General features: G+C 57.8%; 15 protein-coding genes. 6 read left to right on the top strand and 9 right to left on the bottom strand.

Annotated elements, in window-relative coordinates:
• Positions 1–82: 82 nt before the first annotated feature.
• Together ACMXYH_RS07205 and ACMXYH_RS07200 are read right to left on the bottom strand one after the other, a co-directional pair.
• A complete protein-coding gene (locus ACMXYH_RS07205; RefSeq protein ID WP_129437849.1) occupies positions 83–421 on the bottom strand; it encodes a ribbon-helix-helix domain-containing protein in 339 nt (112 codons plus the stop codon).
• 270 nt (positions 422–691) lie between these two features.
• The gene (locus ACMXYH_RS07200) at positions 692–1,162 is read right to left on the bottom strand and encodes a Dps family protein (RefSeq protein WP_129437851.1); all 471 of its coding nucleotides are present in this window, start codon (positions 1,160–1,162) and stop codon (positions 692–694) included.
• Positions 1,163–1,470: 308 nt separating this feature from the next.
• Between ACMXYH_RS07200 and ACMXYH_RS07195 the strand changes: the two genes are divergently transcribed.
• Complete coding sequence (locus ACMXYH_RS07195; RefSeq protein ID WP_008147390.1) at positions 1,471–2,073, top strand: cold-shock protein; 603 nt, start codon at positions 1,471–1,473, stop codon at positions 2,071–2,073.
• A 70-nt stretch (positions 2,074–2,143) separates the two neighbouring features.
• Here the strand turns inward: ACMXYH_RS07195 and ACMXYH_RS07190 are convergent, their stop codons facing one another.
• Positions 2,144–2,350 carry a SlyX family protein gene (locus ACMXYH_RS07190; protein ID WP_008147392.1) on the bottom strand — a complete coding sequence of 69 codons (207 nt, stop codon included), beginning with the start codon at positions 2,348–2,350 and terminating at the stop codon, positions 2,144–2,146.
• A 3-nt stretch (positions 2,351–2,353) separates the two neighbouring features.
• Positions 2,354–2,779, bottom strand: a complete 426-nt coding sequence (locus ACMXYH_RS07185) for an HIT domain-containing protein (RefSeq protein WP_150658534.1) — start codon at positions 2,777–2,779, stop codon at positions 2,354–2,356.
• Between the two features lie 399 nt (positions 2,780–3,178).
• On the opposite strand from ACMXYH_RS07185, the gene ACMXYH_RS07180 reads away from it, so the two are divergent.
• Entirely contained in the window at positions 3,179–3,601 is a 423-nt protein-coding gene (locus ACMXYH_RS07180) for a hypothetical protein (protein ID WP_218570144.1), read from the top strand.
• A gap of 95 nt (positions 3,602–3,696) precedes the next feature.
• Positions 3,697–5,025, top strand: a complete 1,329-nt coding sequence (locus tag ACMXYH_RS07175) for an OprD family porin (RefSeq protein ID WP_415766705.1) — start codon at positions 3,697–3,699, stop codon at positions 5,023–5,025.
• A gap of 142 nt (positions 5,026–5,167) precedes the next feature.
• On the opposite strand, the gene ACMXYH_RS07170 is transcribed toward ACMXYH_RS07175, so the two are convergent.
• Together ACMXYH_RS07170 and ACMXYH_RS07165 are read right to left on the bottom strand one after the other, a co-directional pair.
• Positions 5,168–6,010, bottom strand: a complete 843-nt coding sequence (locus tag ACMXYH_RS07170; RefSeq protein ID WP_415766704.1) for a mechanosensitive ion channel family protein — start codon at positions 6,008–6,010, stop codon at positions 5,168–5,170.
• Positions 6,011–6,160: 150 nt separating this feature from the next.
• A complete protein-coding gene (locus ACMXYH_RS07165) occupies positions 6,161–6,646 on the bottom strand; it encodes a YajQ family cyclic di-GMP-binding protein (RefSeq protein WP_007906601.1) in 486 nt (161 codons plus the stop codon).
• Positions 6,647–6,787: 141 nt separating this feature from the next.
• Here ACMXYH_RS07165 and ACMXYH_RS07160 point away from each other — a divergent pair, with 141 nt between their 5' ends.
• From ACMXYH_RS07160 to ACMXYH_RS07150, 3 genes are read left to right on the top strand one after another with little or no spacing between them, the layout of a single operon-like run.
• The gene (locus tag ACMXYH_RS07160) at positions 6,788–7,705 is read left to right on the top strand and encodes a putative 2-dehydropantoate 2-reductase (RefSeq protein WP_415766703.1); all 918 of its coding nucleotides are present in this window, start codon (positions 6,788–6,790) and stop codon (positions 7,703–7,705) included.
• A gap of 45 nt (positions 7,706–7,750) precedes the next feature.
• On the top strand, positions 7,751–9,787 hold the full coding sequence (locus tag ACMXYH_RS07155) for a sensor histidine kinase (RefSeq protein WP_415766702.1): 2,037 nt from the start codon (positions 7,751–7,753) through the stop codon (positions 9,785–9,787).
• A gap of 2 nt (positions 9,788–9,789) precedes the next feature.
• The gene (locus tag ACMXYH_RS07150) at positions 9,790–10,368 is read left to right on the top strand and encodes a cob(I)yrinic acid a,c-diamide adenosyltransferase (RefSeq protein ID WP_149628441.1); all 579 of its coding nucleotides are present in this window, start codon (positions 9,790–9,792) and stop codon (positions 10,366–10,368) included.
• 122 nt (positions 10,369–10,490) lie between these two features.
• Here the strand turns inward: ACMXYH_RS07150 and ACMXYH_RS07145 are convergent, their stop codons facing one another.
• The 3 genes from ACMXYH_RS07145 to argJ all read right to left on the bottom strand — a co-directional run bounded on the left by ACMXYH_RS07145 (position 10,491) and on the right by argJ (position 13,445).
• Positions 10,491–11,441 (bottom strand): Nudix family hydrolase, encoded by a 951-nt coding sequence (locus ACMXYH_RS07145; RefSeq protein ID WP_415766701.1) that lies wholly within the window; start codon positions 11,439–11,441, stop codon positions 10,491–10,493.
• Entirely contained in the window at positions 11,438–12,070 is a 633-nt protein-coding gene (locus tag ACMXYH_RS07140) for a glutathione S-transferase family protein (protein ID WP_415766700.1), read from the bottom strand. Before ACMXYH_RS07140 ends, ACMXYH_RS07145 begins: the two co-directional genes overlap by 4 nt.
• A gap of 157 nt (positions 12,071–12,227) precedes the next feature.
• Positions 12,228–13,445, bottom strand: coding sequence for a bifunctional glutamate N-acetyltransferase/amino-acid acetyltransferase ArgJ (gene argJ, locus ACMXYH_RS07135; protein ID WP_129437867.1), 1,218 nt, complete (start codon positions 13,443–13,445; stop codon positions 12,228–12,230).
• Positions 13,446–13,517: the final 72 nt, after the last annotated feature.

Below are 13,517 nucleotides of genomic sequence, written 5' to 3'. Positions count from 1 at the left end.
GAGCGGGATTATATCCATTAAATGCAGCCTGTGCAGCCGTAAGACTGCACAGACCGACACTCTACCCATTCCACCCCTGTGGCTAAGGCATGGCGACGCAGCCGCCTTCCTTCAGGCTGTGCACGACGCACACAACCCGCACCAGCCCGGTGAAGTTCTTGACCCCGCCGTGACGTAAATGCACCTCGCGGTCCACATGGGACAGCAACGCACTGACCGTACAGCAGTTGACCTTGGCCATGTCGCCCAAAATATCCCAGTAGACCTGTTCAAGCCGCAAACAGGTTGCAAAGCCATTCAGCCGTACTGACCGGGATAAAGGCTGGGCCAGACCCATATCAAATTCGCTGACAAATGGATCAATCCGTACATCCTTGACTGGACCGCCCCTCCACTCGCTTCGTCTGTCTTCGTAAACCATATCGTTGACACTCCTTTGTCATCCTTGCGTTTTTATAAGAGCAACAAGCTGTTTCTCTATAAAAGCGCAGGGACAAAGTTATATCCAGATGACTTTATGACCATCAACGTAGGATAAGCCAACAACTGAAGGGCGATCATGGAGACCGTCCTACTCCAGACAATTTCCTACACGCCTGGGCGCAATATCGTTCAACAGAAAGACACTAATCGTTACGAGAAGACAGGGCGCGAACAACACCTCATGGGCGTCATCCGCGCACTGACATTGTTACTGATCCAGCAGGGAGCGCAGCATCCACGCGGTTTTCTCGTGGACTTGCATACGCTGGGTCAGGAGGTCAGCCGTTGGCTCGTCACTGACCTTGTCGAGCAGTGGAAAAATCCCGCGTGCAGTACGCGTGACCGCCTCCTGGCCTTCGACAAGTTGCTTGATCATGTCTTCAGCACTGGGCACACCCACCTCCTCCTTAATGGAAGAAAGGCGCGCATAAATAGAATAGGCACCCGGAGCAGGAAATCCGAGGGCACGAATTCGCTCGGCAATCGAATCGACGGCCAGGGCCAACTCGTTATATTGCTCCTCGAACATCAAGTGCAGGGTCCGAAACATCGGACCGGTGACGTTCCAATGGAAGTTATGGGTTTTCAAATAAAGTACATAAGTGTCCGACAGCAGACGCGAAAGCCCGTCGACGATGGACTTGCGATCCTCTTCACTGATACCGATATCGATTGCCATGCGCTTCCCCTAAAGGTGATGAAATTCATCCAGCAGGTGCAGGACCACTCTAGCAAGCCTGCCGGCACCCCGCAGCCCCGGGTTCTCCGGTTACCTGCGACAAATCGACCCTCAGGGCACCGCTGGACTGCCTGATTTGAGTAGCTGCAGGCTTTGCTGTTAAATAGACAGTGTGTCGCTACCGCCTATTTTCCGGGGGCTGCGCATAGGCTGATACCGGGTACGTGTCCAACGCCTCTTATTGTTCTGAAGCGAACCGTGCTCAATCAGCTCTTCCTTGTGATCCGTCTTAACGTGAGTTACTCAAAATGTTGAAAATTGTCCACCTGCTAATGGGCGCAGCAGCCTTGCTGTTGTCCTTCATCCCTAGCCTGCGATCCGAAGCCGTACCTTACCTGCAACAACCCGATGCGTTGTACCTGGCCTTTTTCGGCCTGCTCAACCTCACCCTCGCTCCTGTTATCCCCTACTGGAACAAAGGCCCGCGTCATCAACTGCAAAACCTGGTCAGCGCCCTCCTGGTTCTGACCGTCGTCCTGCAAACCCTGACGCTGATCGCGCCGATGCCTGTCATTGCCGGTCAACCTGCTGTTCTGTTCAGCCTGGTCGCTGCCCTGATTGCCGTTCTTCTGCACCTGGCCATCAGCTTCTACAAATCCTCACCGGCCGCCGCCTCGCCAAGCTACGACATGAGCAACCGTGATACCGGCACCGTCAAGTGGTTCAACACCTCCAAAGGCTTCGGCTTTATTTCCCGTGATTCCGGCGATGATATTTTCGTGCATTTCCGGGCCATTCGTGGCGAAGGTCATCGTGTTCTGGTCGAAGGCCAGCGTGTGGAGTTCTCTGTCATGAACCGTGACAAGGGCCTGCAAGCCGAAGATGTGATCGCCGCACTACCGCGTCGCTGATTCAAGGCTAAAAAAAACCGCGAACAGCCTGGCTGTTCGCGGTTTTTTGTTGCCCGTCTGTTGGTCACACTCAGTAATGCGGCGGTGGCGCTTCTTCTTCAAACGTCTCGAACTGACCGGCCATTTCTTCTTGCCGCTTGAGCAAGGCGGCCATTTGCAGTTGCAGGCGCTCAACCGCACGCTGCTGCGTCGCCAGCACATCACTCAATGCCTGGATGGTGTCATCCTGAAACGCCAGCTGGCTCTCCAGATCGGTAACGCGTGCTTCCAGGCTCATGATTCAACCCTCCAGAAACGTAAAATCATCGGTCAATACCAGGCGCAACCGCTCGCGAATCAACGCGATCTGCTCCGAGTTATAAGGCTTGGCTGGGTGTTTACCCCAGACCGGCGCCGGCCAGGCGGCGTCTTCGCGCTTGCGCACAATCACATGCATGTGCAACTGACTGACGACATTACCCAAGGCCGCGACATTCAACTTGTCCGCATCGAACGAGTCCTTGAGCATTTCCGCCAGTGCGGTCGTTTCCTGCCACAGCTGCTGTTGATCTGCGACATCCAACTGAAATATCTCACTGATATCGTCGCGACGTGGCACCAGAATGAACCAGGGGTAGTTCGAATCATTGGACAGCAGCAACCGGCAGAGTGGGAAATCCCCGATCGGTAACGTGTCTTGTTGAAGCCGTGGATCTAAAGCGAACACTGCGCGCACTCCCGCCTGGTCATCATTTTTCAGCTTAGCGCCCATCCCGAGAGACGGCGCACCAAGCGACAGGACGGCAGCATACCTGCGAACGCCGCTTGCTTCACGACGAACCATTGTCGAAGCCGCCCCGAGAAACTACAAACGACTGGTCGCGCGCCCCGACATGAGTCATTTTCGATCAGGGCGCACCATTACAGAACCAATAACCACGCAAAAAACGCCGAACTGACTGAAAAACAACGACGCGTTCGAATTTGGCAAACCGCCGCACTGTATGAATTCAGTACAGCGATTAAAATTTTTTGCACCAAAACCGCACATTGCGTCTACGCTGAGTCGGTCAGGCATCCGCCATCTACTCACTGGTGGGGTGAACCGGTAACGTTTTTGGTTGTCATGCAGTCGGCCATAAGGGTGCAACACGATGCAAACCATGGCGTCAAGCCCAAACAAAACGTGCTTGAACACCCCGGTTTTATGAGGTTTTTACAGCGACCAGCAACCATTCAGAAAAAAAACCAGCAGGATTCTGATTTGTGCACGCTTGTTGCATTCACACCCACATCGCCTCTGAAGCGTCCGCTGGAAGTGGAAGCCTTAAGGCAAATAAAAACAGTGGCAGGGTTGCCCGATGGAGATTCAAGCGTTTCACCAGGGACTCTTTTTACCGATGCTCAAGCCCTGGAAAACAACGTTAAAAGTTGTCAGTCCGCTTGCGTCGAGGCTGTAAATTTGCGACATCTACCAAGCCGTTTGCGACAGGGTCGTAAAGAAGCTGAAAGGTTAGATGCGCAAGTATCGCCAACATGGTCGGCGTGATATAAGTTTGCGCCGACACAAAAAGAAAGAGCCGCCCAGATAATAAATCAGGTGGGACGGCAGTACTCTTCTAAAAACCAAAGGAGCAAATCACGATGCGCGTGATGAAGTGGAGCATGATCGCACTGGCAGTTGCAGCAGCAGCCAGTACTCAATTGGCAGTAGCCGCACCTTTCGTAAGCGACCAGGCAGAAGCCAAAGGTTTTGTTGAAGACAGCAAGCTCGACTTGCTAGTTCGCAACTACTACTACAACCGTAACAAGAAAGACGGCGCCGTTGATGACAAAGACTGGACCCAGGGCATCCAGGGCATGTTCAGCTCTGGCTACACCCAAGGTCTGATCGGTGTTGGCGTTGAAGCTTGGGGTCAACTGGCCATTAAGCTGGACGGTTCCGACAAATATGGTGGTACCGGCAACATGCCCGTGGGCAATGATGGCGAAGTCGAAAACAACCAGGGCAAAGCCGGCGCTGCCGCCAAGTTCCGCATCTCCAAGACCGAGCTGAAAGTCGGCGACATGCAGCCAAGCACCTCTCCAGTGTTCGCTGTTGGCGGTTCCCGTATCCTTCACCAAACTGCCAGCGGTATCCAACTGCAGAGCAGCGAAGTCAAAGACCTTGACCTCGAAGCCGGTCACTTCTACTCGGCGACCAGCCAGGACAGAAACGCCCGTGACGGAGATCTGTGGGCTACTTACGCTGGCGTGAAAGCCAACTCCATCGACTACTTCGGCGGCAAATATGGCGTTACCGACAACCTGAGCTTCTCGCTCTACGGTGCCAAGCTCGAAGACGTCTGGAACCAGTACTACGCGAACGCGAACTACACCCTCCCACTGGGTGGCGATCAGTCGCTGAACTTCGACGGTAACTACTACAACACCAAGGACACCGGTAACGCTAAAGCAGGCGAAATCAGCAACAACGCCTACTCCCTGGCTGCTGCTTTCTCGTTCCTGAAAGCGCATACCCTGACCCTGGGCTTCCAGAAAGTGAACGGCGATACCCCGTTCGACTACATCGGTGTGGGTAAAAACAACCGCGGTGGCGACTCGATCTTCCTCGCCAACTCCATCCAGTACTCTGACTTCAACGCCCCTGGCGAGAAGTCGGTACAAGCCCGTTACGACCTGAAAATGGCCGAATACGGCGTACCTGGTCTGAGCTTCATGACCCGTTACGTGAAAGGTTGGGACATCGACGGCACCAACACTCCAGCAGGCAGCCCTTACGCTGGTCTGTACGGTGCAGACGGCAAACACCACGAAACCAACGTGGAAGTTAAATACGTAGTTCAATCCGGCCCAGCTAAAGATCTGTCGTTCCGCATCCGTCAAGCATGGCACTCCGCCAATGCTGACGAAGGCGAAGGCGATATCTCTGAGTTCCGCCTGATCACCGACTACCCGCTGAACATTCTGTAATTGCAGAAAGTTAGTTCGCGGTAATCAAAAAAAGGCCCATCTTCGGATGGGCCTTTTTTCGTTGGCTACAAACAATGCGTTAAAACGATCAAATCCGTGAGGATCATGCCTGACCAAAGAGTCAGGCATGATCAAAAAACAATCACTGCACCGCAGATTCCTGAACCACTCGAATCATCCGCTGTGGCAACGGAACATCAACACCGGCAGTTTTCAAACGATCACGGGACTGTTCGTTGAACATGAACATCACGTCCCAATAATCCGCAGTCTTTACCCAGACCCGAAGCGAAAGCGTGATTGAACTGTCACCCAGAGTAGAAACCACCGCTTGAGGTGCCGGATCTGCCAATACGCGTGGATCTTTGGCCAGTTCCAACAACACTTCACGGGCCTTCTGCAAGTCCGCCTCGTAATCCACACCCACATCAAACACAACTTTGCGCGTCGATTGACGGTTAGTGTTGGTGATGATGCCGTTCGACAGATTACCGTTAGGCACGATGATGGTTTTGTTATCGCCAGTACGCAGCACGGTGTGGAAGATCTGGATGCTGTCGACCGTGCCGGCAACACCTTGGGCTTCGATCCAGTCACCAATGCGGAACGGGCGGAACAACAGAATCAGCACGCCGCCGGCGAAGTTCGCCAGGCTGCCCTGCAAGGCCAGACCGATGGCCAGACCTGCCGCACCGATGGCCGCGACGAACGAAGTGGTTTCCACCCCGATCATCGATGCCACGCTGACGATCAACAGAACCTTGAGAATAATGTTCGCCAGGCTACTGATAAACCCTTGCAGCGCCAGGTCGGCGTTACGCAGCGCCAGCAACCCGCCAAGCTTTTGCGCCACCTTGTTGATCAGCCACCAGCCGATGGCCAGCGTGATGACCGCCAGCAGCACGCGGCTGCCGTATTCCATGATCATCGGAATCCAGGCTTGAGACGCCTTGACCAGGTTGTCCACTTCAGTATTCAAATCCATCTACATTCTCCTGGGTTAAGCACAATCCGGGTGGGAGCGACGGTGCGACGATTCGGCTTGCTCGCGAAAGCGGTGTGTCATTCAACAGTGATGTCGACTGATACGCCCTCATCGCGAGCAAGCTCGCTCCCACAGGTCCCGCCTGAAAGGTCAGTCGCGGAAGTTGTTGAACTGCAGCGGCATATCGAAAGTCTTGGCGCGCAGGGCCGCGATGGCTTCCTGCAAATCGTCACGCTTCTTGCCGGTAATGCGCACCTGCTCACCCTGAATGGCAGCCTGAACCTTGAGCTTGGCGTCTTTGACATGAGCGACGATTTTCTTCGCCAGCTCTTTGTCGATGCCTTCCTTGAGGACCGCTTCCTGCTTCATCAGTTTGCCCGACGCATAGGCATCCTTGACTTCAAGGCACTGCACGTCGATTTTGCGCTTGACCAGGGCCAGCTTGAGGATCTCAATCATCGCTTCGAGCTGGAAATCGGCTTCAGCGGTCAGGTTGACGGTCAGGTCCTTTTCCTTGAACTCGAAGGTGCCTTTGCCTTTCAGGTCATAACGACGATCGAGTTCCTTGACGGCGTTCTCGACCGCGTTGGTGACTTCGTGTTTGTCCAGTTCGGATACCACGTCGAACGACGGCATGTAATCTCTCCAATAAAAGGGCATGCTCGATCACGATGGAGCATGCCTGGCTTGCGGTTAAAATCCGCGCTGATTATAACGGGTCTTTCCCATCATTCACTGCGAGCCTCCCATGCGCGCGACAAACAGAGCAAAAAGCTGATGTCCACCACCTGGCATGTTCTGGGCGCCGGCAGCCTTGGCACCTTATGGGCCACTCGACTGGCGCGGGCCAGCGTGCCGGTCAAGCTGATCGTGCGGGACGCTGCACGCTTGCAGGCGTATGAGGCGGCGGGTGGGTTGACGCTGGTCGAACACGGTAAAGCGCAGTGCTATCCGGTGCCCGCCGAGACACCCGACAACGATGAACCGATCAATCGACTGCTGGTGGCCTGTAAAGCCTACGATGCCGAGAAAGCCGTGGCCCAACTGGCACCGCGCCTGGCCCGCGACGCCGAGCTGATCCTGTTGCAGAACGGTCTTGGCAGCCAGGACGCCGTCGCCACGCAGGTACCGCAGGCTCGCTGCATTTGTGCGTCGAGCACCGAAGGTGCCTTTCGCGATGGCGACTGGCGCGTGGTGTTCGCTGGCCACGGTTACACCTGGCTGGGGGATGCCGGGCATCCCGTGGCGCCGATCTGGCTGGATGACGTGAGCGCCGCCGGGATTCCCCACGAGTGGAGCACCGACATTCTGACCCGGCTGTGGCGAAAACTGGCGCTCAACTGCGCGATCAATCCGCTGACCGTGCTACACGACTGCCGTAATGGCGGTTTACAGGAACACCACTGCGAAGTCGCCACCCTTTGCGGCGAATTGACCGAGTTGCTTGAGCGCTGCGGTCAACCGGCAGCGGCCGAGGACCTTCAACAGGAAGTCGAACGGGTGATTCACGCGACCGCCGCCAACTACTCTTCGATGTACCAGGACGTCGCGAACCAGCGCCGGACCGAGATCAGCTATCTATTGGGTCATGCCTGCAAAGTCGCCGCGAGGCATCAACTCAACCTGCCGCACCTCAATCAACTTGAACAAAGGTTGATCACCCATCTGCACAGCCTTGGATTGCCCAGCGACTGAGCAGCGGCTACGCTGGCCACTTGTTCCTTTTCAGCGATGAACCTGATGCCATTGCGCCAGCGCCTTGAAAACCTTCCGGTCGGCCAGAAATTGCTGGCCGCCCTGCTGGTGCTGTTGACCACCGTCCTGCTGGTCGCCAACCTGACCTTTATCAGCGCCGCGTACTACATCTCCCAGGAAAGCATGGCCCCTCAGGCCTTGCAGACCATCGGCCGCCTGGTGTCCAACCCCAGCCTGGTGTCCGAAGCCTTGCAGTCACCGCAAAGCGCCGAACGCCTGCTCAATGAGCTCAACAGCTATTCACCGTTGCGCGCGGCGGCCCTTTATGACGGCAAGGGCGAGCGTCTGGCGCAGTTGCAGCATGGCGACAATCTGAGCCTGCCAACGCGTTACCGGCACATTGAATCCTGGCAAGCCACGGAGTTTCGCAGCAATCAAATCATCACCCTGCCCCGCCCCGGCACCGCGCCTGGCCACCTGTTACTGGTCGCTAGCAGCGAACTGCCGATGGCTTTCTACACCGGCACTCTCACCGCCAGTCTCGGGATTCTGATCTTCAGTGTGCTGTTGTGGCTGGTGATTGCCCGGCAGATCAAACGCCTGATTACCCGGCCGATCCATCAGCTCGAAGAACTGTCCCGGCAAGTGACCCGGGAAGAGAACTACGCCTTGCGCGCCTCCCGCGGTAACCATGACGAAATCGGCAGCCTCGCCGAGGCATTCAACACCATGCTGTCGCGGATCGAGGCCCGTGAGCAGCAACTCAAGCGGGCCCGGGACGATTCCCAGGCCGCTTATGACCAGGCCCAGGGCCTGGCCGAAGAGACCCGCCATACCAATCGCAAGCTGGAACTGGAAGTTCAGGTGCGCAGCAAGATCGAGAAGAAGCTCACCGGTTTCCAGAACTACCTCAACAGCATTATCGATTCCATGCCCTCGGCGCTGATCGCCCTTGATGAACAGCTCTACGTGACGCAGTGGAATCAGGAGGCCAGCGCCCTCTCCGGCACGCGCCTCGACGAAGCCTTGAACCAGCCGATCTTCCTTGCCTTCGAACCACTCAAGCCGTTTCTGCCGCAACTCAAGCAAACCGTCGAGCAGCACACGGTGGCCAAGATTGAACGGGTGACGTGGTTCAATGACGAAGAACCCAAGCACTACGCCCTGACCTTTTACCCGCTGATGGGCGGTGCCGGGCGTGGTGTGGTGATCCGGATCGACGACATCACTCAGCGTCTGTCGCTGGAAGAAATGATGGTGCAGTCGGAAAAAATGCTCTCGGTCGGTGGCCTTGCCGCGGGTATGGCCCACGAGATCAACAACCCGTTAGGCGCGATCCTGCACAACGTGCAAAACATCCGCCGACGCCTTTCGCCTGATCTGCCGAAGAATCTCGAACAAGCCGAGCAAACCGGGATCGCGCTGGAAACGGTCAACAAATACCTGCAAGCGCGCGAAGTGCCGCAGTTGCTCGATGGCATTCAACAGGCTGGCGCCCGGGCGGCGAAGATTGTCACGCACATGCTCAGCTTCAGTCGCCGCAGTACCCGGCAAATGGCCCCGTGCGACCTGCCGGCGCTGATCGATCAGGCGGTGGAAATCGCCGGCAACGACTTCGACCTGGCGATCGGTTTCGACTTCAAGGGCCAGGCGATCATTCGCCAGTTCGATCCAGCGTTGGGCCCGGTGCCCGGGACCGCGAACGAACTGGAGCAAGTGCTACTCAATCTGCTGAAAAACGCCGCTCAGGCGATTCACCAACGTGAAGACGACCGCGAGCCGGGACGGATCATTCTGCGCACCAAACTGAATCCGCCGTGGGCGGAAATCCAGGTTGAAGACAACGGCATCGGCATGAGCGAGAGCGTGCGCAAACGCACCTTCGAGCCGTTCTTCACCACCAAGGAAATTGGTCAGGGCACTGGCCTTGGCCTGTCGGTCTCGTATTTCATCATTACCAACAACCACAAGGGTCAGATGGAAGTGCAATCGACCCTGGGCCAAGGCACGTGTTTCACCTTGCGCCTGCCCTTGGCGGGCACCCCGCTCGTCTCTCAAGAACTCAATCAGCTATCGAGGTAACCATGGGCTTTCGCTTGTCGAAGATTTACACCCGCACCGGCGACAAAGGCGAAACCGGGCTGGGCGACGGCCGCCGCGTGCCCAAGGATCATCCACGGATCGAAGCCATTGGCGAAGTCGATACGCTGAACAGTCAGGTGGGTGTGCTATTGGCCGGGTTGGCGGCGGAAAGTGGCGAGTATCCGGGCTTGAACGAAGTGATCGATGTTTTGGCGCCTTGCCAGCACCGGTTGTTCGACTTGGGTGGTGAACTGGCGATGCCGGTGTATCAGGCACTGAACATGGCAGAAGTGGAACGTCTGGAAACTGCAATCGATGTGTGGAATGAAGAGCTGGGGCCGCTGCAGAATTTCATTCTGCCGGGTGGTTCGGCGTTGATTGCTCAGGCCCATGTGTGCAGAAGCCTGGCGCGCAGTGCCGAGCGGCGGTGTCAGCATTTGAATGCTGTCGAACCGTTGGCTGGGGTTGGGTTGGCGTATATCAATCGGTTGTCGGACTTGTTGTTTGTGGTGGCGCGGTTGATTGCCAAGCGGCAGGGGATTGCCGAAATATTGTGGCAACCGGCGGCAAAACCCGAATAAATTATCGTCTGCCAGGCCCTCATCGCGAGCAAGCTCGCTCCCACAGGGATCAATGTCGTACACAAATCTGTGTCCGCCACGAACCACTGTGGGAGCGGGCTTGCTCGCGAAGGGGCCGGTGGCTAAACCAAAGAATCAGGCCAAAATGCCCGAATCCCCGCCGCACCCTGCGCGCCCGCCTCCCAGGCTTTCTGAAGATCCGCCGGGCCAACACCACCGAGCAAGAACACCGGCTTGCTGAAACCTTCGATCAACGCGCAAGCCTGTTCCCAGCCCAGCGGCTGAGCCCCCGGATGAGTCAGGGTCGGTTGCACCGGTGACAGGGTCACAAAATCCACCCCCATCTGCTCGGCCAACGCCAGCTCTTCAGCGTTATGGCAGGACGCCGCCAGCCAGCGCGACGCCGGTAACGGGCGGCCAGCCGCTGCGTATTTGCGCAGTTGCGCGGAGGTGATGTGCCAACCGGCGGACGGGAAATCTCCCAGCCACTCGAACGGCCCCTTGATCATCAACTGCGCCTTGCCGGCACACAGCCCCGCCGCGTCCACCGCCAGATCGCGGTACTTCGGATCGTAGCCGTTGGGTGCCCGCAACTGGATCAGCTTGATGCCGCCGGCAATGGCTTTCTGAATACCGCGCAGCAAGGCCGGGGTTTCCAGATCTTCCGGGGTAATCAAATACTGCGCGGGTAACCGTGCAGCCGCGACAATCGGCTGGTTGGCCGCCGGGAACTCGTAGTTCAGCAGATCGCGGGGCGCGACCCATTCCAACGGCTGGCCTTCGGCGCCGTGCGGTTCGCCGGTAAAGGCCGACACTTCCCAAACGTCCAGCAACACTTGCTTGTCCGGGTAATCGTGCCGGACCTTGATCAGCGGGCGAGCCGCGTTGACCACAATGCCCAACTCTTCATGGAGTTCGCGAGCCAGGGCGGTTTCGACGGATTCGTCGGCCTCGACCTTGCCACCGGGGAATTCCCACAGGCCACCCTGATGCTGAGTGTCGGCACGGCGGGCAATGAGGATCTTGCCACTGCCATCGCGGATGACAGCGGCGGCTACGTGTACTCGCTTCACTGCCCGACCTCCTCCAGACCCGCCTTCTGCCACGCCTTGAAGGCGGGCCATTGGTAGATGGTTTCGACGTAGGCCGCGTCCGCTGCGGGCAGCCTCACCTGATAGGTGCGCAGGCGCACGGCGATCGGTGCGAAGAAGGCATCCGCCAGGGTCGCGCCGCCGAACAGGAACGGAGCGGTTTCGGTGGCGGCGGCGCGGCACTCGGCCCACAACGCCAACATACGCTCAATGTCGACCTGGACGTCAGCCGGTGTCGGCGACAGCGCAGCGTCGTGGCTCAGGTCGAATGGCATGTTGCCGCGCATAGCGAAGAAACCGCTGTGCATCTGCGCGCAGGCCGAACGGGCCTGGGCGCGGGCGGCGGTGTCATTGGGCCAGAGGCCGGCGTCGGGGAACTGCTCTGCCAGATACTCGGCAATCGCCAGGGAATCGGCGATGGTGCCGTGTTCGGTTTTCAGCAGCGGGACTTTCCCGGTCGGCGAGTGCTTGAGCAGACGCTCACGCGTATCCGGCTGGTTCAACTTGATCAGTTCTTCGGTGTAAGGGGCGCCAGCCAGGTCGAGGGCCAACGCGCCGCGCAGGGACCAGGAGGAAATCAGTTTGTCGCCGATGATCAGGTGAAGGCTCATGTTCGGGACCTTTTGATGGAGGAAACAGGCCAGTCTATTTAGTGACTGAGAGACCGCTTTCGCGAGCAAGCCCGCTCCCACATTAGATTTGTGTACACCTCAAACCAATGTGGGAGCGGGCTTGCTCGCGAAGGGAGCGACTCGGTCCTGACTTTGGTTACGTGCGGTATTCGGCGTTGATTTTCACGTATTCGTGGGACAGGTCGGTGGTCCAGATGGTTTCGCTGCAATCACCGCGACCCAGCTCGATACGGATCGTGATTTCTTCCTGCTGCATCACGGCCGCGCCCTGGGCTTCGGTGTAGGTCGATGCACGAGCGCCACGGCTGGCGATACAGACATCACCGAGGAACACGTCGATCTTGCTCACGTCCAGGTTCGGTACGCCGGCACGGCCGACGGCGGCCAGAATACGGCCCCAGTTCGGGTCGGAGGCGAACAGTGCGGTCTTGATCAGCGGCGAGTGAGCCACGGTGTAACCGACGTCCAGGCATTCCTGGTGATTGCCGCCGCCGTTCACTTCAACGGTCACAAACTTGGTCGCGCCTTCGCCGTCACGAACGATGGCCTGAGCCACGTCCATGCACACTTCGAACACGGCCTGTTTCAGCTTGGCGAACAACTCGCCTTCGGCGCGGGTGATTTCCGGCAGTGCAGCCTGACCGGTGGCGATCAGCATGCAGCAGTCGTTGGTCGAGGTGTCGCCGTCGATGGTGATGCGGTTGAACGATTTGTTGGCACCGTCCAGCAGCAGGTTTTGCAGCACGTCGCGGGAGACTTTGGCGTCGGTGGCGATGTAGCCGAGCATGGTCGCCATGTTCGGGCGGATCATGCCCGCGCCTTTGCTGATACCGGTGACTGTGATGGTCACGCCGTCATGCTGGAACTGGCGGCTGGCACCTTTTGGCAGGGTGTCGGTGGTCATGATGCCGGTGGCGGCAGCTTCCCAGTTGTTGACCGACAGGTCGTCGAGGGCGGCTTGCAGTGCCCCTTCGATTTTCTCGACCGGCAGCGGCTCGCCGATCACACCGGTGGAGTACGGCAGCACCAGGCTGGCGTCGACGCCGGTCAGCTCAGCCAGTTTGGCGCACGTGCGCTCGGCGGCGGCAAGGCCTGGTTCGCCAGTGCCGGCGTTGGCATTGCCGGTATTGGTCAACAGGTAACGCACCGGACCTTGCACACGCTGCTTGGCCAGGATCACGGGAGCCGCGCAAAAAGCGTTCAGGGTGAACACGCCAGCGACCGTAGAACCTTCGGCACAGCGCATGACCACAACATCCTTGCGCCCTGGGCGCTTGATGCCAGCCGAGGCGATACCGAGTTCAAAACCGGCAACCGGGTGCAACGTTGGCAAAGGACCAAGACCAACAGCCATGAATGCGCTCCTTAATAAATGATGTCAGCACCGCTTTCAGGAAGAACGGTGGTTTAAATGGCAAAACGCCGC

It is taken from the genome of Pseudomonas frigoris, from assembly GCF_047758635.1.
Taxonomy (GTDB): Bacteria; Pseudomonadota; Gammaproteobacteria; order Pseudomonadales; family Pseudomonadaceae; genus Aquipseudomonas; species Aquipseudomonas frigoris.
Note: the sequence above shows the minus strand (reverse complement) of the source record. Positions and strands in the feature narration are given on the sequence as shown.